This is a genomic window from Polaromonas sp. OV174, from assembly GCF_900112285.1.
Classification (GTDB): Bacteria; Pseudomonadota; Gammaproteobacteria; order Burkholderiales; family Burkholderiaceae_C; genus Polaromonas.
The window spans coordinates 101,318-121,716 of record NZ_FOKZ01000001.1 but is presented as its reverse complement, the minus strand read 5'-3'; the positions used below and the strand labels follow the sequence as shown (position 1 = coordinate 121,716).

Sequence of the window (20,399 nt, the reverse complement as noted above, 5' to 3'; positions counted from 1 at the left end):
CACGCATCCGTGATAATCGAATGCACTTGCCCACCATTTATAAAGCTTGCGCTCACCCGGGCCGGCCCAACTCACCGTGAATACACACAGGCGCCTTCCACAGACTCAGACCGCTCTCCAAGCAGCCGGAAACTCGCCGTCCCTGGCTCGGCTGACGGAATTGGTCCGGGAGTCCAATGACAGGCTCAAGGCGATTGAGTCACTGCTACCTGAACCGCTGCGAGCTGCCGTCAAGGCCGGACCGATTGATGGCGAAAGCTGGTGCCTGCTGGTTAGCGGCAATGCGGCCGCAGCCAAAATACGCCAACTGACCCCCTTGATCCAGGCCCGTCTGCTCAGCAAGGGCTGGAAGGTTAGCTCAATCCGGCTGAAGATACTGCTGGCAAAATAATTTGCGGCAGACCACCACCTGAACGCGTGGTCTGGTCGTTATATTTTTTGCTGCCTGGAGGCGCTACTTGATGGATAGCGCATGACATCCGCTGAATATCGATACCAAGGATGCTTGATGAGTTTTCCTGGAAACTCGGAAGGGATGGTGCCGCCTCCAAGTGCTGCTATCCGTTGGTATTTTTGGTTTGAATTCTAGCCATACCAACAGAACTATCCACTCTTCATGGCCCGAGCCGTTCTGCAAGAGTTGATAGAGTCCTTGCAATCCACCCAGGGAGTGAAACCATGTTGATTGCCCTGCACAAGAACGCACGCACCACGCCTGCCGTGCGTGCCGAGATCGCGGCCAGCAACGAGACTGCCAGTGTCCTGGCCCAGCGCTTTGGCATCACCGAACAGACCGTCTACAAGTGGAAGAAGCGCTCTGTCTTTGGCGACCGCTCGCATACGGCCCACCGCCTGCAGACGGTACTCACGCCTGCACAAGAGACCGTGGTGGTCCACCTGCGGCATACCTTGCTGTTGCCCCTGGATGACCTGCTTGCCGTCACGCGAGAGTTCATTTGCCCCCATGTCTCGCGCTCGGGCCTGGACCGGTGCCTGCGCCGCCACGGGGCGGGCAACCTCAACGCCCTCAAGCCTCAGGAGCCTGTGGTGGCCCACAAGGCTTTCAAGAGCTACGAGCCAGGCTACGTGCACATGGATGTGAAGTACCTGCCCCAGATGCAGGACGAGAGCAGCCGGCGCTACCTGTTCGTTGCCATCGACCGGGCCACGCGATGGGTGTTTGTGCAACTCAAGGCCAACAAGACGGCTGCCAGCGCACAGGCCTTTCTGAAGGCACTGCACAAGGCCTGCCCGATCAGAATCCACAAGCTGCTGACCGACAACGGCAAGGAGTTCACAGACCGCCTGTTTGCCAGCAAGGAACGCGAGCCCAGCGGCAACCATGAATTCGATCAGCTGTGCCAGGAGTTGGGCATCGAGCACCGGCTGACCAAGCCCAGGACGCCAAAAACCAATGGGATGGTGGAGCGATTCAATGGCCGCATAGCGGACGTCCTGAAGACCCACAGATTCAACAGCCGTGAGGACATGGAGGAAACCCTGCTGCGTTATGTGGCCCTGTACAACCACCAACTGCCGCAGTCAGCACTGGGCAGCAAGACGCCGATGCAGGCCATGAAAGAGTGGTACCAGGAGCATCCGGATTTGTTTCATAAGCGGCCATATGATCGTCCGGGATGTGACAACTAGTTAGGAGAAAAGAGGAGATTGTAAATACTTTGACAGTCTCACCGAAGAGCATCCCGTACGCTACTTTGGCATGCCCCAGTAAAAGCCAAATAGTTATTTATGTTTTGACGCTGTCAACTTGCAAAACAGGAGCTCCTCATATGCATGACTATCTAACAAAAAGCATTTTCAATTGTCTTTCCATATTCGGAATGCTGCTATCCCTGCTATGGACGGCTGAGGTGAATGCTGCAGAAGAGTACCCAATACGGACGATCAATTTAGTGGTGCCTTTCAATCCTGGCGGACCCACCGACAACTTCGCGCGTGTACTGGCAGACAATCTCACTCAAAAATTGGGGCAGTCGGTGGTTGTGCTGAACAAGGGAGGGGCTGGAGGCACGATCGGCGCGCAGTATGTTGCAAGAAGCAAGCCTGATGGATACACACTTCTGGTAGGTACGGCAGCGACAAATGCCATCAACACGTCGCTAATGAAATCATTGCCTTATGACGCGCTAGAAGACTTTAGCCACATAGCGCTTTTGAATACACAGGCGCTGGTCCTGCTGGCGGGGCCGAATAGCCCCCCAACACTTGAGAAATTTGTCAAGAAAATTAAAGCCGAGCCAGGGAAAAATGCGTTTGCGTCAGCGGGCATAGGCACTACGTCAAATATCTACGGAGAAATCATTAACATCAGAACAGGCATGGATCTTACTCATGTGTCATTCAAGGGTTCGAGCGCGGCCTTGCAATCGGTGCTCTCAGGTGACACTCAGTTCCTGCTTGAAACGTTCGGCTTTGCTCAAGGGCACATTGTGAATGGCTCAATCAAGCCTCTGGCTATAGGTGCCTCTACGCGATCGCCGAAGCACCCCGACGTACCTACATTTCAAGAAGCCGGTATTCGCGGAATCGTTCCGGCGACATGGGCCCTATTGGCGGCACCCAGAAACACCCCTCCACATATCATCAACAAGCTCAATGCAGCAGTTAGTGGAATTCTTGCGGATCCTGCAGTATGGAGTAAGTTTGAAGCGTTAGGCTTTGACCCCGCCCCAAAAATGAATCCAGAAGAAACCAAAAAATTCGTTGCATCCGAGATTGAAAAATTCAGGACTATTCTGAGTGAGGCAAATATTCCACTTCAGTAACCAGTATTTGAGATTAAATACGATCTTCTGCGCATTCCTGCATAATCCGCAAAATAACCTTTACTGCACGTAGAACTGGAGCAATAGAAATGAAAGTAGCAAGTATTCAGATGCACAGCGGCAATGACCTGGCAGAGAACTTAAAGAAAGCAGACGCTTATATATCGCAAGGCGCGGCCTTAGGCGCAGAGATTGTGCTTCTGCCAGAATTCTTCAACACGATTGATTTTGCGCATTACAGAGACCTGGAGATGATGAATCTTGCAGAGCGCGATGATGGCCCAACCATTACCGCAATGAGAGAATCTGCCACTCGAAACAAGGCTGCGATCATAGCCACCATTTATGAACAAGAGGCTCCCGGCTTGTATTTCGATACTGCAATACTTATCGATGCATCGGGAGATATCATATTCAAATATCGCAAGACACATCCGGCTGCCGTATATAGTTTGGAGAAACTATACTTTCGCTACGGCACACGCTTCGACACTGCACAGTTCAAGAACTGGCGTATCGGCATAAATATCTGTTACGACAATGGCTTTCCCGAGGCGTCGCGCTGCGTTGCCGCCAATGGCGCGGAGATAATCTTTGCCCCATTTACAACACCGAGAACATTCATGTTCCAGGAAATGATACGAACTCGAGCTTTTGATAATGGCGTGTTTTTTGTCGCCGCCAATAAGGTTGGTCAGTATCACGAACGTATTCTATCGGGCGGAAGCTGTATCATTGACCCAACTGGAAAAGTGCTAGCCGCTGCGCCTGCCGACAAACAAACTGAAACCGTTATCGTGGCTGAACTAGACTATACCGTTATTGATTCTGCCAGAAGGAAATATCCAAGCTGGCGAGATCGACGCCCTGATCTGTATTCGGCGATTACACGCGAAGCCGATGCGTTGATGTAGTGTTCCAGAACCGTAAATTCTTGAGCATGGTGTCGAGTTGTACGTTGCTCGCGGGTGCGCACATGGCCCGGCCATAGCGGCTTATCTCCGAAACAAGGTTCTATCGCAATAGCAGCACCGGATTGAGCGTCCCCGGTTTTTCCAGGTCCCGATAGCGCCGCTGCGGTTGCCCTGGAACGATTGTGCGCTGGGTCCGGCGATTCGTGCCTGAGCTCGATAAGCGCTGGAATCGATTCGCTCACAAGGCCGGTCGATCGTGGCTCGTCGACGAAACCTACGTGAAGATCAAGGGCAAGTGGACACTTCAGATTTGAGGCTGCCGTCCCCACCCACCTTCGAGCGCCTTTTTATCCAGCACAAACAATTCGCCATACTCCAGCGCGATGTAGTTCAATTTCTCTAGATGCTTGAGCTCTTTGTGTATCGTCTGACGTGTAACGCCCAGAAAATTTCCCAATTGCTCCTGCGTGACTCGAATTCGTATGTGCCCCGTTTCGGAATCGCGAATGCCATGGGTTTCAGTGAGATTCAAAATGATTCTCACGAGACGCACATTCAGTCCTTCAAACATTTGTTCGCTGACTGCTGCAAAAACAGATCGTTGAACCGATGCAACATAGAGGGCGATATTTTTCCAGAGGTGGGGCTGTGACGCGAGGACATCCAGGAAAACCTCTGAGGGGATAAAAATCAATTCCAGCTCAGTTTGCGCAACATAGGTGAATGTGCTGGGATTACCGTCGATGACACTAACCAATCCGTACAGGTTGCCTGCAGGCGCAAATCGTTGAATATATAGCTGCCCCTGGTCGCTGTAAGCAGTGACTTCCACGCTGCCTTTCAGAATGATGAATAGGCCAGAAGCAGTCTGCCCTTGTGAAAGCAGTATGCTGCCCTCGGTGCGCAACCAACGGCGCGACTGACTTTGAAGCCGATCCAGAAGGTGAGGTGGCCATCCGCTGAAAATCGTTATGCTGGCTATCAGGGATAGCACCGTCAGCGGATCGCTATATGTGTTCATTTAGTTAGTCCGTCCTGAACAATCCCGTTTTCAGCCCTCGGGGAGTTGAGTGAATCGGCTCGACGCGAATAATGCGTCGGCCCTGAACAATCCGGTTTTCAAACTCGGGGGAGTTGAGCGCGAAGCTGGGATGGCACGAGTGCCGCCAGCAGCGAATGCAAATCCAGCCCGATGCGGGCGCAAAGAAGCCGCAGCTTCGCCAGGATCAAGCGCAGATTGTGGCCCGCGCCGCACATCACCGCATGCAGCGCATCGCCCAACGCACCCTTGAGCGGATTGCGGCCCAGCGGCCCAGCCGCCCATCCATCTTCATGTGCCCGATCGCCGGCTCGATGGCACTGCGCCGATGGATCATCGCCTTCAAGGTCCGTGTGATGCCTCGCTTTTGACCCGATCTGAGGATGCGCACGCCTTCGATCTCCACGCCCCGATAGCCCTTGTCCACGATGGCCGTCGTGGGCTTTCGCTCGGCCAGGATGGCGACCTGCTCCAGGGTTTCTTCCAACGTATGCCGCAACTCACCCGGCCGTGTCCAGGTCAGCAAGCCGAATCTTGCGCACAGCCGGGTTAACGGCTCTGCCCGCGTGGTATCTCTCAGGTCGCGTACAAACTCCCCGAACTCCCGCCGTGTCGTCAGTGCAGGCCGGTGCTTCACTGCCGGTTTTTCGATGGCCCCGCGCATTGATACGGTCGGGTCGTTTTCTGCCAGCCCGGTCTGAATTGCAAAGCAAAACACTTGCCCGCATAACGCCCGCAACCGCCCCGCCGTGTAAGCAGTCCCCTTGTCGGCTACGGCTTGAAGCAAGGCCAGAATCTCTGCGGGCTTGATGGCATTAACCGGACGGTTGCCGATGGCCGGGAAAACATGGGTTTCAAAGTGTGCCAGCCGCTTTTTTAACGTCGTCGAAGAGGTGTCGCCTTTGGCCTTCATTGTGTGCCACGTCAGAGCGACGGCCTTAAATGTGTTTACCGCCGCGTCGGCTTTGGCCTGCTTGTCCTCTTTCTTGGCTGTGCTGGGGTCAATCCCGTCCGCCAGCAGCTCCCGCGCCTTGTCGCGCCGCTGCCGGGCTTTGGCCAGCGAGACCGTCGGGTACACGCCCAAGGCCAGGGTTTTGCGCTTGTCCGCGTGGGTGTAGTCCATACGCCAATACTTGCCGCCCGCCTTCACCAGCAGGTACATGCCGCCGCCGTCGGTGTGTTTGTCACCCGTGGGTTTGCCGGTGTGCTTCACCTGCCTTACGAATGTGTCTGCCAGTGCCATTGCTGCCCCTTTAACGGTATCTCTGTTTGCGGTACTGTGAGATACCGTCACAGATACCGTCTTTTTAACGGTATCTCATGGTATCCGGTGAAACCGCGTGAGACAACAAAAAACCCGCCATGCCAATAAACATGCGGGTTCTGAGGGGTTCTGAGATGGTGTGAAACAGTGAAATGGTGCCGCTTGTCGGAATCGAACTGACGACCTACCGCTTACAAGGCGGTTGCTCTACCAACTGAGCTAAAGCGGCACAAATTCTATTTTACTTCACTCGCTTGAGCGACGGCCGCGGACGTGATGGTGGCTTGGGCGGCTCTGGTGTATCCGGGCCTTCCACGGCAGCACCAGACCCGCTTTCCGGAACCAGTTGCATGAGCTTGCCTTCAACCCCATCCGCAGGACCCGACGCAGAAGGCGCCATACCCGGTACCGGGTGAGCAGCATCGCCAACAGAACCTCGTGGTGCCGTATCCATTGGGAACGCCATACCCTGCCCGTTTTCTCGGGCGTAAATGGCGATCACATGGCTGATGGGCACCAGGATTTCCCGAGCGCTGCCGGCAAACCGTGCCTTGAACTCGATGAACTCGTTTCCCAGCTGCAGCGAACTGGTCGCGTCAAAACTGATATTGAGCACAATCTCGTTGTTTTTCACATACTCGCGCGGCACCTGTACGCTATCGTCCACAGACACGGCCACATAGGGCGTGAAGCCGTTGTCGGTGCACCACTCATAGAGCGCACGTATCAGGTAAGGGCGAGTAGAGGTGGCGTCCGGCGCGTTCATGAATTCAGCCAAGTTGCTTGATCCTGTAATTCAGTGCGGCAATTACTTGCGCATGACTTTTTCGGACGGCGTCAACGCTTCAATGTAGGCCGGACGCGAAAAAATGCGCTCGGCATATTTGAGCAGGGGCGCGGCATTTTTCGACAACTCGATGCCGTAGTAATCCAGGCGCCAAAGCAACGGTGCAATGGCAACGTCCAACATGGAGAAGTTGTCGCCCAGCATGAACTTGTTCTTCAGAAAAATCGGTGCCAGCTGCGTCAGGCGATCACGAATGTGTGCACGGGATTTCTCCAGTGCTTTCTCGTTGCCCTTGGCAGCGCGGGATTCGAGCGCGCTGACATGAACGAACAGCTCTTTTTCAAAATTCAGCAAAAACAAGCGCACACGTGCACGGTCAACCGGGTCGCCGGGCATGAGTTGCGGGTGCGGAAAACGCTCGTCAATGTACTCATTGATGATGTTCGACTCATACAGGATCAAGTCACGCTCGACCAGAATCGGCACCTGACCGTACGGATTCATCACATTGATGTCTTCCGGCTTGTTGTACAGGTCAACGTCGCGGATTTCGAAATCCATGCCTTTTTCAAACAGCACAAAGCGGCAGCGGTGCGAGAAGGGGCAGGTTGTGCCTGAATAAAGGACCATCATGGTTCGGAACTCCTAAATACAAAGGAGTGGACACAGTGCAAGCATCCACTCCAGAAGGTGCCGGGAAGCAAACCCCGGCGAAAAAAATTACTTGACGTCTTTCCAGAACGCCGCATTCAGGCGCCAGGTAAAGAAGGTCAACACGAGCAGGAACATCAACACCCAGACGCCAATGCGTACACGGGTATTTTGAGCCGGCTCACCCATCCATTGCAAGTAACCCACGAGATCACCCACGGCTTGATCGTATTGCAATGGTGTCAAGGCGCCTGGCGTCACTTGCTCCCAGCCCTTAAAGACTGACACCTTGTGGCCATGCTCTTCCTTTTCGAAGTACACCGGCTTGCGCTCACCCTGCAGTTCCCACAAGGCGTGCGGCATGGCCACATTGGGGAAGGCCAGGTTATTCCAGCCTGTCGCCTTGGTGTCGTCGCGGTAATAGGTACGCAGATAGGTATAGAGGTAATCAGCCCCGGTGCCGCCAGCGCCAGAGCGCGAACGGGCAATCACGGTCAGGTCGGGCGGCGTGCCGCCAAACCAGTCCTTCGCCTGCTTGGGATCAATCGCGGCCTTCATGGTCTCACCGACTTTTTCAGTCGTAAAGAGCAGATTGTCCTTGATCTGCTGATCGGTCAGGCCAATGTCTTTCAAGCGATTAAAGCGCATGAAGGCAGCCGAGTGGCAGTTCAGGCAGTAATTGACAAACAGCTTGGCGCCGTGTTGCAAGGCAGCGAGGTCATTGGTCTTGTTGGGCGCTTTATCCCAGGCAATACCCCCTTCAGAGGCCTGTGCGCCGGCCATCAGGCCGACCGCGGTAATCAGGGCGAGGATCAATTTTTTCATTGTTGTTGTTCTCCAGCTCAGTGGGCGGAAAAAATCACACGATCAGGAACAGGCTTGGAGGTGCCCATGCGGCTCCACCAGGGCATCAGCAGGAAGAAGCCGAAGTAGCCCAGGGTAAACAGTTGGGAGACGCGCTGTGCAATATCCTGGCCCAAGAACTCACCCCAAACGCCTGGCGCCTGGATGCCAAGGTATCCCAAAATCAGGAACATGAACACAAACACCGCATAGACATATTTGTGCCAGCTTGGACGATAGCGGATGGACTTGACCTCGCTCTTGTCCAGCCAGGGCAGGAAGAACAGGATGACGACGGCACCACCCATCACGACCACGCCCCAGAACTTGGCGTCGATCATCAACATGGAAGCCACAACCACCACCGCAGCACCGACGATGATGGCCTTGAACAGGCCAGCGATTTTCGCCTTCAGCACACCCAGCACGGCAGCACCCAACACACAGGCGACCAGCGCATACATCATCTCGCTGGTAATGGCACGCAGCATGGAATAAAAAGGCGTGAAGTACCAGACTGGAGCGATGTGCAGCGGCGTCTTCAAGGGATCAGCCGGAATGAAGTTGTTGTATTCGAGGAAGTAACCACCAAACTCGGGTGCGAAGAAAATGATGGCCGAGAAGATCATCAAGAACACGCTGACGCCAAAAATGTCATGCACCGAGTAGTAAGGGTGGAATGGGATACCGTCCAGTGGGTGGCCGTTGGCATCACGCGGCGCATTCGGGCCCTTGATTTCAACGCCATCGGGGTTGTTGGAGCCAACTTCATGCAATGCAATGATGTGCGCCACAACCAAGCCCAGCAACACCAGCGGTACGGCAATCACGTGAAAGGCAAAGAAGCGATTCAGCGTAGCATCGCCCACCACATAGTCGCCACGAATCAGCAGCGCCAGGTCAGGACCAATAAAAGGAATCGCGGCAAACAAGTTGACGATCACCTGAGCGCCCCAGTAACTCATCTGACCCCATGGCAGCAAGTAGCCCATGAAGGCCTCGGCCATCAGGCACAGGAAAATCGCGCAGCCGAAGATCCAGACAAGCTCGCGTGGCTTGCGGTAGCTGCCATAGAGCAGGCCGCGGAACATATGCAGATAGACCACCACAAAAAAGGCCGAGGCACCGGTGGAGTGCATGTAGCGGATCAACCAGCCCCAGGGCACGTCACGCATGATGTACTCGACCGAGCCAAAGGCCAGCGCGGCATCGGGCTTGTAGTTCATGGTCAGGAAAATACCGGTGACGATCTGGATCACCAGCACCAGCATGGCCAGCGAGCCAAAGATGTACCAAAAATTGAAGTTTTTGGGCGCGTAGTACTCGCTCATATGCTCTTTATAGAGCTTGCTGGCGGGGAAGCGGTTGTCAACCCAATTCATCGCCTTGGCGGCGAGCGGGGCATCAGGGGAAATATCTTTGAATTCAGCCATAACTGATCCTGGTTCGGTGGGGTTCTGTGGCGAGCGTTTGATGCGGTGCGAAGTCGAGGCACATCAAACGCTGGCTGCAAGGTCTTTTGAGGGGGCTCAGGGGTAAGAAGCGCCTTCAGGCCTTTTTATCTTCACCAATCAGCAGTTTCGTGTCTGACAGGTACATATGCGGTGGCACTTCCAGATTATCAGGTGAAGGCTTGTTTTTATAAACACGCCCGGCCAGATCGAAAGTGGAGCCATGGCAAGGGCAAAGAAAACCACCCTCCCAGTCATTGGGCAAGGAAGGTTGGGCGCCAGTCTGGAACTTGTCGGAAGGCGAGCAGCCCAGGTGCGGACAGATGCCCACCACCACCAGCGTTTCGGGCTTGATGGAACGGGTTTCATTGCGAGCGTACTCAGGCGTCCACTCGGGCAGCTTGCGCTCCGACTTGGGGTCAGCCAGCAAACCATCAACCTGGGGCAGGGTTGCCAACTGTTCAGGGGTGCGCTTGAGAATCCACACCGGCTTGCCACGCCACTCCACCGTCAGCTTCTCTCCAGGCTTCATGGTTGAGATATCAACCTCAACAGCGGCACCGGAGGCTTTGGCTTTTTCGGATGGCTGAAAAGTGCTGACAAAAGGCACGGCCACGGCAGCAACGCCTGCACCACCCATGGCACAGGTGGCAACGATCCAATTTCTTTTATCTTTATCGGCAGGCGCGCCGTGCGGCACACCGTTTACGCTTGCTTGGGTCATGAAAATCCTTCAAGAGCTGGCTTGAAATAGGCATAGTGTGAGGGTCAACCGACAATTGTAGCGGAGCGTGACATTGCTTTTCAATGCGCCGAGCCGGATTCGGGCCCTCATTGCCTGCCGCAGAACGGCGCTCGAAACGCGCCCATCCGCCTTGCCCTTCAAGCGAAAACCAAGTCTGCGAATTCGTGCTCAGGCGGCATAATCATTTACCGTCGGCAGAAAAATGCCAGCGGCACAACCCGAAAACAACCGGAGAACAATATGGGAATGATGCAAGAGTTCAAGGAATTTGCAGTCAAGGGCAGCGTGATTGATCTGGCGGTGGGCGTGATCATTGGCGGGGCCTTCGGCAAGATCGTCGACTCCATGGTTGGCGACCTGATCATGCCGGTGATTGGCGCGGTGGTCGGCAAGCTGGACTTTTCCAACCTGTTTCTCGTTTTGGGAAGCGTGCCGCCCGGCACCGCCACCACGCTGGACGCGCTGAAAAAAGCCGGCGTACCTGTGTTTGCCTATGGCAGCTTCATCACGGTCGCGGTCAACTTTGCCATCCTGGCCTTCATCATTTTCCTGATGATCAAGCAGGTCAACCGCATGAAAAAAGCCCAGCCGGCGCCGGCGCCCGCCGCAACTCCCGAGGACGTGCTGTTGCTGCGCGAAATTCGCGACAACCTGAAAAACCGATAAAGGCCGGCACGAGGATGCAGTCACCGCTATCAACTTGATAGCTGACTGCATTCATCCAGTCTACGCTAGAGCTCGATTTGGCTTAAATTTTTAAGCCAACCCTGTTTAGACGGACAAGCGGCGCGCCATGCGAATCGCCGCCAGCAGGCTGGCCGCATCGGCGCGTCCGCTGCCGGCGATGTCAAAAGCGGTGCCATGGTCCGGACTGGTGCGCACCAGCGGCAGCCCCAAGGTGACGTTCACACCCTGCTCCACCCCCAGGTATTTGACCGGGATCAGCCCCTGGTCGTGGTACATGGCGACCACCACGTCAAACTCGCCGGCCTTGCCCGGGGCGTGACGAGCCCGCATGAACACCGTGTCAGGCGCAAACGGACCGTGAACATCGAGCCCCTCGGCCCGCGCGGCGGCGATAGCGGGTGAAATGACGACCAACTCTTCATCGCCGAACAGCCCGCCCTCGCCGGCATGCGGGTTCAGACCCGCCACGGCAATTCGCGGCGACCGGCCCAGGCTGGCGCCCACGGCACTATGCGTGATGCGCAGGGTTTGCAGCACATTGTCAAAAGTCACGGCATCAATGGCGCGACGCAGCGACAGGTGAATGCTGACCAGCACGGTCTTGAGTTCATCATTGGCCAGCATCATGCGCACCGGCACCTCACTCACGGGCTGGCCCAGAAACGCTGCGGCCTCGGCCTGCAGCATTTCGGTATGGCCTGGGAACCTGGCGGCCCAGCCACCGGCGGCGGCCAGCGCCTCCTTGTGAATAGGCGCCGTCACCATGGCAGCGGCCTGGCCGGCAAGCACGGCGCGCGCGGCCCAGACGATGCAGTCAGCCGCGGCCTGCCCGGCCAAAGCACTGATTCGCCCATAGGGCACTATTTCCGGCAGCGCGCATTGCTGCAGCACCGGGAGGCAGCGCAGCGGCACCGCCTGCCAATCAGCCAACGACTCCAACAGGGCCACCGGAACATCGACAGCGCCGCCGCTGGTCAATTGCGCGGCCCGCCGCAAGGTAGAAACATCGCCGACCACCACACAAGCGGCCAACTCGGCAGGCGAATCGCGAAACAGCTTGGCAATGATTTCCGGGCCAATGCCAGCCGGATCCCCCATGGTGATGAGCAGCGGCCGGGTCAATGCCATGGCAGGCCCCCTGCCTGGGCTGGCCACTTCTTGGTGTTTCTCATGATTTTCTCTTGCATCTGAACGACCCATAATGATTTGAATGTCAGCCTGTCTTGAGGCGTGAGGCGCGACCTGCCCCGTCGCACGCACCTCAATCAAGATAGGCAGGCCAACAAATAGAAGGAAGCTGTTAATGCGTGATGTCGATGGTATTTTGGCGCAAAGCGTGCTGGCAACACTGACCGACCAACGAGGACGACATGAACGCAGTTGAATTGATGATCTGGAGCGCCGCCATGGGCGCCATTGGCGTGGTGGTGCTGCTGGCGGTTGCCAACGCCATCTACAGCCGCGACCAGGCCAGCATACTTTGCCTGATCTACATCAGCGCCAGCTGGCTGTTCTGCGCCCTGCTCAGCGACTTGCCCGAGACGATGCTCGCGCAAGCCGGTGCGCCGTGGCTGCACATTGCTCAGGTGCTGATCGGGCCGCTGTGTGCAGCCATGGGTGCTTACGGGCTCAATCGCTGGCTGTCAGCGGCCAGGCGCGACCGTCTGATGGACCTTTGCTTTCGCGGCGCTATCGCCGTGTGCCTGTCGGGGGCTCTGCTATGCCTATTTCTGCCTTCCGGCCTGCAGCTGGCCGTCTCTGCCGCGCTGACCGTAGGCACCCTGCTGCTGGCCTTGTGGCTGGTGGTGCGAGCGGCCCGGCAGGGCGACCGCCTGGCCTGGGGCTTGGTCGTCGGCAGCGTGCTGACGCTGCCCCTGCAAGGTGGTTTGTACTGGCTGGCCTGGAATATCACACCGCCGTCGGCAACACTGCAGGCCATCGTGGCCCTGTCGGGCTTGCTGAGTATTTCGCTGATCGCCGTGACCTTGTGGTTACGCAATCACCAGGACCTGCAGATCCGCAACCCCATGCGCTCCCGGCGCGACCCGGTCACCCAACTCGACAGCAGCGTCTTGGCCGTGCAAAAAATCGTCAATGCGCAACGCCGCTTGGCGCGCACTCGGCGCGACGGCGCCTTGGTGGTGGTGCGGCTGTTTGAGCCGGAAGAGCTGCTGACCCAGGTCGGCCAGTACGGGCTGAACGAGATTTACCACCAGCTGGCCCGGCGCATGCAAAGCCACATCGGCCTCGTCAACCCGGCCGGACGTTATTACGACCGCTGTTTTGTCGCCTTGATAGAAACCCTGCACTCGCCACGCTGGATACGCACCCTGGGCCTGCGCGTTGCCTATAGCCTGCGGCAGCCGCTGGAGGTAACCGCGCTCAACGGCGAGCGCATCCAGCTCAAGGCCTGCATAGGCGTCGGCATGGTCCACCTGTCGGGTGCAAACAAAGATGTGACCCAGTTGTTGCACGAAGCGCAAGAGATGGCCACGGCGGCACGCAGCATGCGTTTGCGCGCCGCCTTTCTCGATGAGCTGAGCCACCAGGCCGTGCCGCTGGAGCGCGCCGAACTGGGTGCCAGCTGGCACGCCATGCGTTCCGACGCGCCACGCCGCGCACAGGCCCCGCGCCCGGCCCGGCACAGCAGCCGGTCACCGGCTCACGCCCTGTAAAGCGCCGCCGGCTCAGGCCGGGTTGTCGATATCTATGAATTCGTGGGCCAGGCCGAACTGCGTCGCCACCTGGCTAGCTACGGCCGGCGCGCCGTAACGCTCGGACGCATGGTGGCCGCAGGCGATAAACACGGTGCCCATTTCGCGGGCGTAATGCGCCTGTGGTTCGGAGATCTCGCCAGTGATGAAGGCATCGGCACCCGCAGCAATCGCCGCTTCAAAATAGCTCTGTGCGCCGCCACTGCACCACGCTATCTTTTTTATAGCTCCATGCGTTTGTCCTACCTGCACTACCGGTCGATTTAATGCATATTCCAGATGCCGGGCCAGCGCATCGGCGCTGGCAAAGCTGCCGCCATCGGCACGTCCGCCCAGAAAACCCAGTTCCTGCTCACCGAAGCGCGCCGTCGCGCTCAGGCCCAATTGCCGGCCCAGCTGGGCATTGTTGCCAAGCTCCGGGTGGGCATCGAGCGGCAGGTGGTAAGCATAAAGATTGATATCGTGGGCCAGCAGCAGCGCCAGGCGCTGCTTCATCCAGCCGGTGACGCAGCCATCCTGACCACGCCAGAACAGGCCGTGGTGAACAAAAATGGCATCCGCCTTGGCATCAATCGCCGCTTCAATCAGCGCACGGCTGGCGGTGACGCCGGAGACGATGCGCTGAATCTGCGCTCTCCCCTCAACCTGCAGGCCGTTGGGGCCATAGTCCTTGAAGCGTGCGGGCTGCAGCAGCGCGTCAAAGGCCTGCAGTAATTCGGATCGGGTGGTGCTCATGCCTGGATTGTCTCAGGCCTGGGCCATGGCGTTTGCTCCGCGTCAGACCGGGGCCAAGCGTCGCGCTCACGTCACTTTCCCATCGGCATGAAGGCACAATACGCAGGCGGCAAGCTGCCCATGGACAACCCGGCCCTACCCCCTTATCTCTCACACTCCACCAACACCTATGTCATCCATGAAGCGCACCTGGCTCCTGTTCTCCCAGACCGTGACCGTTTTTCTGGCGGCCTATTTCGTGGTGGCCACGCTCAAGCCGCAATGGCTGGATAGAAGCCGCTCCCTGGGCGGCGTGTCGGTGATAGAGGCGCCTGCCAACAGCGTCCCGCGCACAGGCGCCGCAGCCGGCAGCTTTGCCTCGGCCGCCAAAGTGGCATCGGCGGCAGTGGTCAGCATCAACACCAGCAAGGCGGCCGCCAGAAACCCGCAGGCCGACGATCCCTGGTTCAAGTTTTTCTTTGGCGACCAGGGCCCGGGCGAAGCGCAGGCCGGTCTGGGTAGCGGCGTCATCGTCAGCCCTGGCGGCTACATACTGACCAACAACCACGTGGTCGAAGGCGCGGATGAAATTGAAGTCATCCTCAACGACACCCGCAAGGCCAGGGCTCAGGTGATTGGCACAGACCCCGACACCGACCTGGCCATACTCAAGATCGAGCTGGACAAGCTGCCCGTCATCGTGCTGGGCAACTCCGACGCCTTGCAGGTCGGCGATCCAGTGCTGGCCATTGGCAACCCCTTTGGCGTGGGCCAGACCGTGACCGGCGGCATTGTCAGCGCGCTCGGGCGCAACCAGCTGGGCATCAATACCTTCGAGAATTTCATCCAGACCGACGCCGCCATCAACCCCGGCAACTCGGGCGGCGCGCTGGTCGATGTGAACGGCAACCTGATGGGCATCAACACGGCGATCTACTCACGCTCGGGCGGCTCCATGGGCATTGGCTTTGCCATTCCCGTGTCCACCGCCAAGCAGGTGCTCGATGGCATCGTGAAAGACGGCCAGGTAACACGTGGCTGGATTGGCGTGGAGCCGCAAGACCTGAACCCCGAGTTGGCAGAAACCTTCAGGATCAAGCCCGAAGCGCTGAAGACGGGCGGCGTCATCATCACCGGCGTGCTGCAAAACGGCCCGGCCGCGCAGGCCGGCATCCGACCCGGCGACGTCATCACGGCGGTCAACGGCAAACCGGTCGGCAGCGTGAGCCAGTTGCTGACCGCCGTGGCAGCCCTCAAACCCGGCACGCCTGCGCCGCTGAGCGTGCTGCGCGGCGATGGCAAGGCCGAGATTGCGGTGGTTCCCGGCAAGCGCCAACGCCCCAAGATGCAGCGCTGAAATATCGCCAGCCCTAGCGCGCTGGCGCGGCTTGCGGACGGCTCAGGCGCTATTGATTAAATAGCGCCTTGCGCCCGTCCTTATTAGCCTAGGCCGTCATTTCTGCAATATTCAGAGTGTAATTCTGGCCGCCACGGGTGGCGATTTTCTTGGCCCCCACCTGGTTTCCCAGCGCTGCACAGCGGGCCAGCGACCAGCCCTGCTCCAGCCCGAACAGCAGCGCACCGCGGAAGGCATCGCCGCAGCCCGTCGGATCGACCACGGCCTCGGCCTTGACCGGTGCCACCAGGGTTTTCTCACCGTCTATCCAGACCTCGCAGCCTTCGGCGCCCAGGGTCACGATCAGGCCCTGCACGCGCCGGGACAGCTGCTCGCAAGACAAACCGGTGCGATCGCAAAGCATCTTAGCTTCATAGTCATTGACCGTCACCCAGGTCGCCAGCTCGACGAAGTGGGCCAGCTCCTGGCCGTCAAACATCGGCAGGCCCTGACCCGGGTCAAAGACAAAGGGAATGTCGGCGGCCTTAAACTGTTCGGCATGCTGCAGCATGGCGTCACGCCCATCGGGCGAAATGATGCCCAGCGTAATGTCGCTGCGGGCCTCGATACGGGTGCCGTGGGCCTGCATCATGGCGCCGGGGTGAAAGGCCGTGATCTGGTTGTTGTCGCGGTCGGTCATGATCATGGCCTGGGCGGTGTAAGTGTCGTCAACCTGGCGGACAAATTCGGTGCTGATGCCCTGTGCTTTCATGCGCTCCAGGTACTCGGCGCCATCACTGCCCACGGTGGCCATGGGCAAAGCAGAGCCGCCGAGTTGCTTGAGGCTGTAGGCAATGTTGCCGGCACAGCCGCCAAATTCGCGGCGCAGCGCAGGCACCAGAAAGGACACATTGAGGATGTGCAGTTGGTCGGGCAGTATCTGCTCCGAAAAACGGCCCTCAAAACTCATGATGGTGTCAAAGGCCAGCGAGCCACAAATCACAACAGACATTCAGTTCTCAATTCAATCAAGGATAAAAAGCCAGGATACGGTAGCCGGCCACCCGTAGCGGCAGGGCTGGCGCGGAAGATGGCGACAAGGGCGCAGCCGCCTGTTCGGCCTCGCTCGCTACTTTCAGACTCAGCACGCCGGCCAGCTCCGAATGCGCCGCCAGCGTAGCACCGCTGGCGCCGAACTGCGCAGGCAACAGCACCCGGCGCAGCAGCGTCTGGTCCCGGGTGTCGGTCAGGCTCAACTCCAGCAAGGGTATTTCCAGAGGAATCGGGCCGGTATTTTTTAGGGTGAAGCTGAGGCGATAGGTCTCTGCGCCGAGATGGTTGAAACTGGAGCTGTCAATCACCAGCGACTCGATATGGCGTGGCGGCCGTATGTCACAGCGCAGGGGCACGCACAAAGCCTGCAATGCGGGCAGGAGCCGCGGCTCCAGCGCAACCAGGCGATCTCTTTGCTGCACCACCCACTGCAAGGCCAGCGCGACCAGCAAGGCCAGGGCCAGGCAAGCCAGCAAGCCACGAATCAGCGGTTTTTTCCAGAAGGCCTTGCGCTGCGCATCCCTGACAAAGGAAACGTCCTGCTCCGCATCAGGCTCTGCCGCCATGCTGGCCTGCTGCTCCGCCGGCTCGACATCCGTCTCGGCCTCATCGGCGGCGGCCTGCGTATGCGCCAACTCCTGTGGGCCGGGCGTGTCATCAAGCGCAGAAGCACTAGCAGGGACATGCTCGGATTCGGGGTCGGGCAATTGCCGCGCCTGCTTCCAACTGGCCGGGTCAAAATCGCCAGCCTCATTCGGCGCCAAGGCCTCAGGCGTCACAGCCTCCCGAACGGCCAAGGACTTGGCGGTTTCTTCTGGGGGCTCCGGCTCTGCCGCAAGCTGTGATGGGGCGCTCTGCTGAACAGCCGCCAGCGCCTCAGGCGCCGAGGCTACAGCGCCCGATCTGGCGGCTTCGTCCGCTTGTAGTTGCGCCGAGGCATCAAATACTTCAGAGCAATGGCCGCAGCGCACCCAGCCTTGCGCGACCTTGAGTTGATCGGCCACGACTTTGAACATCGTGCCGCAGCTGGGGCAGCGCGTAATCAGGCTCATTTAGCGCCAAATTGTAGGCGTGTGCTGCCGGTGCGACGGGAGAGGGGAAACACGAACAAGTCTGCGCTCAAGGCGCACTCAAAGCCGTGCCGTCATCAAGATCCAGCCCTCTTCCTGGTCATGCACCTGGAGCTGGCAATAAGGCAGATAGGCCGCCTTGAGTTCGTCGGCCTGTCGCTCCAGAATGCCTGCCAGCACCAGATGGCCGCCCTTTTCAACATGCGAGCACAGCAGCGGCGCCAGCACCTTGAGCGGCGTTGCCAGAATATTGGCCAGCACGGTTTGGTACTGCCCTATGGCCTTGTCTGGCAGGCCGGCCTGCAGGCTCACGTGATTGGCCTCGGCGTTGGCGCGGGTCGAGCCGACCGCCGCCTCGTCAATATCCACCGCATCAATGGCGCTGGCGCCAAACTTCGCCGCGCCTATGGCCAAAATGCCAGAGCCGCAGCCATAGTCGAGCACACGTCCCAGTGACTTGGCAGGCGCGCCGTTACCGGCAATCCAGCGCAAGCACATGCGCGTCGTGGGATGGGTGCCGGTACCAAAGGCCAGCCCTGGATCCAGGCGAATCAGCTGCTTGGCTTGCGCCGGCGGCTCATGCCAGGTCGGCACGATCCAGAATTCGGGCGTGATTTCTACCGGTGTGAACTGCGATTGCGTCAAACGCACCCAGTCCTGCTCGGGGACGGGCTGAACCGCCACCAGCTGGCAGCCGGCAAAGAAATCCTGCGCCTCCAGCACCCGTGCGGCATCCCGCGCCAGGGCTCCGGTGGCAAACAGCGACACCATGCGGGATCGCTCCCAGCCGGCCTTGGGCGGCGGCATGCCGGGCTCGCCGAACAAGGCCTGCTCGGCAGGCGTCTGCGCATCGGCATCTTCCACCGATACGCTGAGCGCATCCAGCGCATCCAGCGCCTCGCTAAGCGTCTCCACTTCGTGAACAGGCGCCAGCAAAATCAACTCGAACATGCTCATCAGTGTCTTTCGGCCGGCTTAGCGTTCACGCTTTGACAACCACTCTTCCAGGTAGTGAATATTGGTGCCGCCGTCCATAAACTTGGCATCCACCATCAGCTCGCGATGCAGCGGAATATTGGTGTTAATGCCTTCCACCACGGTTTCGGCCAGTGCGGTACTCATGCGGGCCAGCGCTTGTTCGCGCGTATCGCCATGAACAATGATCTTGCCAATCATCGAGTCATAGTTGGGCGGCACAAAGTAGTTGGCATAAATATGCGAATCCACCCGCACGCCCGGGCCGCCCGGCGTGTGCCAGGTCGTGATGCGCCCTGGCGAAGGCGTGAACTTGTAGGGGTCTTCCGCGTTGATGCGGCATTCAATCGAATGGCCCTTGATCTGGATGTCGCGCTGGGCAAAAGGCAGCCGTGCACCGGCTGCCACCATGATCTGGGTTCTGACGATGTCAACGCCGGTGATCCACTCCGTGACCGGGTGCTCCACCTGAACGCGGGTGTTCATCTCGATGAAATAAAACTCGCCATTTTCGTAGAGAAACTCGAAGGTGCCGGCGCCGCGGTAGCCGATTTTCTTGACCGCTGCCACGCAGCGCTCGCCGATGCGTTCAATCTGCTTGCGCGGAATCCCGGGGGCCGGGCCTTCTTCAATGACTTTTTGGTGGCGGCGCTGCATGGAGCAGTCGCGCTCGCCCAGCCAGACGGCATTCTTGTGCTGGTCGGCCAGAATCTGGATTTCAATGTGGCGCGGGTTCTGCAGGAATTTCTCCATGTAGACCTCGGGATTGCCGAAGGCTGCGCCCGCTTCTGCCTTGGTGGTCTGCACCGCATTGAGCAAGGCGGCTTCGGTGTGCACCACGCGCATGCCGCGCCCGCCACCGCCGCCCGCCGCCTTGATGATGACGGGGTAGCCGATCTGCTTGGCGGTGCGCTTGATGACGGCCGGATCGTCGGGCAGCGCGCCCTCGGAGCCGGGCACGCAGGGCACGCCGGCCTTGATCATGGTCTGCTTGGCCGACACCTTGTCACCCATGATGCGGATGGACTCTGGCGTGGGGCCAATAAACTTGAAGCCGCTTTGTTCGACCCGCTCGGCAAAGTCAGCGTTTTCGCTCAAAAAGCCGTAACCAGGGTGAATGGCTTCGGCATCGGTCACCTCCGCCGCTGAAATGATGGCCGGCATGTTGAGGTAGCTCAGGGCCGAAGACGCAGGCCCTATACATACGGCTTCGTCAGCCAACTTGATGTATTTGGCCTCACGGTCGGCTTCGGAGTACACCATCACGGCCTTGATGCCGAGCTCCCGGCAAGCGCGCTGGATCCGCAGGGCGATCTCCCCGCGGTTGGCTATCAATATTTTTTTGAACATGCGTCGAAATACCTGGTCTG

19 protein-coding genes, 1 tRNA gene and 3 pseudogenes are annotated in these 20,399 nt (G+C 58.6%); 8 read left to right on the top strand and 15 right to left on the bottom strand.

Annotation, left to right across the window (positions count from 1 at the left end):
* Window positions 1-76 precede the first annotated feature (76 nt).
* From BM160_RS22835 to BM160_RS22830, 5 genes and pseudogenes are all read left to right on the top strand, one after another.
* Window positions 77-391: an endonuclease V gene (locus tag BM160_RS22835; protein ID WP_091998738.1), complete on the top strand. Its 315-nt coding sequence runs from the start codon at window positions 77-79 to the stop codon at window positions 389-391.
* Between the two features lie 287 nt (window positions 392-678).
* Window positions 679-1,650, top strand: coding sequence for an IS481 family transposase (locus BM160_RS00580; protein WP_091998734.1), 972 nt, complete (start codon window positions 679-681; stop codon window positions 1,648-1,650).
* A 140-nt stretch (window positions 1,651-1,790) separates the two neighbouring features.
* On the top strand, window positions 1,791-2,786 hold the full coding sequence (locus tag BM160_RS00575; protein WP_091998730.1) for a Bug family tripartite tricarboxylate transporter substrate binding protein: 996 nt from the start codon (window positions 1,791-1,793) through the stop codon (window positions 2,784-2,786).
* 89 nt (window positions 2,787-2,875) lie between these two features.
* A complete protein-coding gene (locus tag BM160_RS00570) occupies window positions 2,876-3,700 on the top strand; it encodes a carbon-nitrogen hydrolase family protein (protein ID WP_091998725.1) in 825 nt (274 codons plus the stop codon).
* A 176-nt stretch (window positions 3,701-3,876) separates the two neighbouring features.
* A pseudogene (locus tag BM160_RS22830) lies at window positions 3,877-3,999 on the top strand (IS6 family transposase); the annotation flags it as partial.
* 5 nt (window positions 4,000-4,004) lie between these two features.
* On the opposite strand, the gene BM160_RS00560 reads toward BM160_RS22830, so the two are convergent.
* The 9 genes and pseudogenes from BM160_RS00560 to petA all read right to left on the bottom strand — a co-directional run bounded on the left by BM160_RS00560 (window position 4,005) and on the right by petA (window position 10,459).
* Window positions 4,005-4,721 (bottom strand): Crp/Fnr family transcriptional regulator, encoded by a 717-nt coding sequence (locus tag BM160_RS00560; protein WP_091998722.1) that lies wholly within the window; start codon window positions 4,719-4,721, stop codon window positions 4,005-4,007.
* Between the two features lie 98 nt (window positions 4,722-4,819).
* A pseudogene (locus BM160_RS00555) lies at window positions 4,820-5,232 on the bottom strand (IS5/IS1182 family transposase); the annotation flags it as partial.
* A 360-nt stretch (window positions 5,233-5,592) separates the two neighbouring features.
* Window positions 5,593-5,982: pseudogene (locus BM160_RS00550) on the bottom strand (Arm DNA-binding domain-containing protein); the annotation flags it as partial.
* Between the two features lie 174 nt (window positions 5,983-6,156).
* Window positions 6,157-6,232, bottom strand: a tRNA-Thr gene (locus BM160_RS00545).
* A gap of 12 nt (window positions 6,233-6,244) precedes the next feature.
* A complete protein-coding gene (locus BM160_RS00540) occupies window positions 6,245-6,769 on the bottom strand; it encodes a ClpXP protease specificity-enhancing factor (RefSeq protein WP_091998717.1) in 525 nt (174 codons plus the stop codon).
* Between the two features lie 42 nt (window positions 6,770-6,811).
* Complete coding sequence (locus BM160_RS00535; protein WP_091998714.1) at window positions 6,812-7,423, bottom strand: glutathione S-transferase N-terminal domain-containing protein; 612 nt, start codon at window positions 7,421-7,423, stop codon at window positions 6,812-6,814.
* A gap of 87 nt (window positions 7,424-7,510) precedes the next feature.
* The gene (locus tag BM160_RS00530; RefSeq protein ID WP_091998710.1) at window positions 7,511-8,266 is read right to left on the bottom strand and encodes a cytochrome c1; all 756 of its coding nucleotides are present in this window, start codon (window positions 8,264-8,266) and stop codon (window positions 7,511-7,513) included.
* Window positions 8,267-8,283: 17 nt separating this feature from the next.
* On the bottom strand, window positions 8,284-9,717 hold the full coding sequence (locus BM160_RS00525) for a cytochrome b (RefSeq protein WP_091998706.1): 1,434 nt from the start codon (window positions 9,715-9,717) through the stop codon (window positions 8,284-8,286).
* A 115-nt stretch (window positions 9,718-9,832) separates the two neighbouring features.
* A complete protein-coding gene (petA, locus tag BM160_RS00520; protein WP_091998701.1) occupies window positions 9,833-10,459 on the bottom strand; it encodes a ubiquinol-cytochrome c reductase iron-sulfur subunit in 627 nt (208 codons plus the stop codon).
* Window positions 10,460-10,720: 261 nt separating this feature from the next.
* Between petA and mscL the strand changes: the two genes are divergently transcribed.
* Window positions 10,721-11,146 carry a large conductance mechanosensitive channel protein MscL gene (gene mscL, locus BM160_RS00515; protein ID WP_091998698.1) on the top strand — a complete coding sequence of 142 codons (426 nt, stop codon included), beginning with the start codon at window positions 10,721-10,723 and terminating at the stop codon, window positions 11,144-11,146.
* A 105-nt stretch (window positions 11,147-11,251) separates the two neighbouring features.
* Here the strand turns inward: mscL and pdxA are convergent, their stop codons facing one another.
* Window positions 11,252-12,295, bottom strand: coding sequence for a 4-hydroxythreonine-4-phosphate dehydrogenase PdxA (pdxA, locus tag BM160_RS00510; protein ID WP_091998695.1), 1,044 nt, complete (start codon window positions 12,293-12,295; stop codon window positions 11,252-11,254).
* Between the two features lie 242 nt (window positions 12,296-12,537).
* Here pdxA and BM160_RS00505 point away from each other — a divergent pair, with 242 nt between their 5' ends.
* On the top strand, window positions 12,538-13,842 hold the full coding sequence (locus BM160_RS00505; RefSeq protein WP_143093151.1) for a diguanylate cyclase: 1,305 nt from the start codon (window positions 12,538-12,540) through the stop codon (window positions 13,840-13,842).
* 12 nt (window positions 13,843-13,854) lie between these two features.
* Here the strand turns inward: BM160_RS00505 and BM160_RS00500 are convergent, their stop codons facing one another.
* Window positions 13,855-14,616 carry a Nif3-like dinuclear metal center hexameric protein gene (locus tag BM160_RS00500; protein ID WP_091998689.1) on the bottom strand — a complete coding sequence of 254 codons (762 nt, stop codon included), beginning with the start codon at window positions 14,614-14,616 and terminating at the stop codon, window positions 13,855-13,857.
* Window positions 14,617-14,794: 178 nt separating this feature from the next.
* Here BM160_RS00500 and BM160_RS00495 point away from each other — a divergent pair, with 178 nt between their 5' ends.
* Entirely contained in the window at window positions 14,795-15,952 is a 1,158-nt protein-coding gene (locus BM160_RS00495) for a S1C family serine protease (protein WP_091998686.1), read from the top strand.
* A gap of 88 nt (window positions 15,953-16,040) precedes the next feature.
* On the opposite strand, the gene BM160_RS00490 is transcribed toward BM160_RS00495, so the two are convergent.
* From BM160_RS00490 to accC, 4 genes are all read right to left on the bottom strand, one after another.
* Window positions 16,041-16,943, bottom strand: a complete 903-nt coding sequence (locus BM160_RS00490) for a carbohydrate kinase family protein (RefSeq protein ID WP_091998683.1) — start codon at window positions 16,941-16,943, stop codon at window positions 16,041-16,043.
* Window positions 16,944-16,959: 16 nt separating this feature from the next.
* A complete protein-coding gene (locus BM160_RS00485; RefSeq protein ID WP_091998680.1) occupies window positions 16,960-18,036 on the bottom strand; it encodes a DUF3426 domain-containing protein in 1,077 nt (358 codons plus the stop codon).
* A 78-nt stretch (window positions 18,037-18,114) separates the two neighbouring features.
* Window positions 18,115-19,005, bottom strand: a complete 891-nt coding sequence (gene prmA, locus BM160_RS00480) for a 50S ribosomal protein L11 methyltransferase (RefSeq protein ID WP_091999390.1) — start codon at window positions 19,003-19,005, stop codon at window positions 18,115-18,117.
* A 24-nt stretch (window positions 19,006-19,029) separates the two neighbouring features.
* Window positions 19,030-20,379, bottom strand: coding sequence for an acetyl-CoA carboxylase biotin carboxylase subunit (gene accC, locus BM160_RS00475; RefSeq protein WP_091998677.1), 1,350 nt, complete (start codon window positions 20,377-20,379; stop codon window positions 19,030-19,032).
* Window positions 20,380-20,399 lie beyond the last annotated feature (20 nt).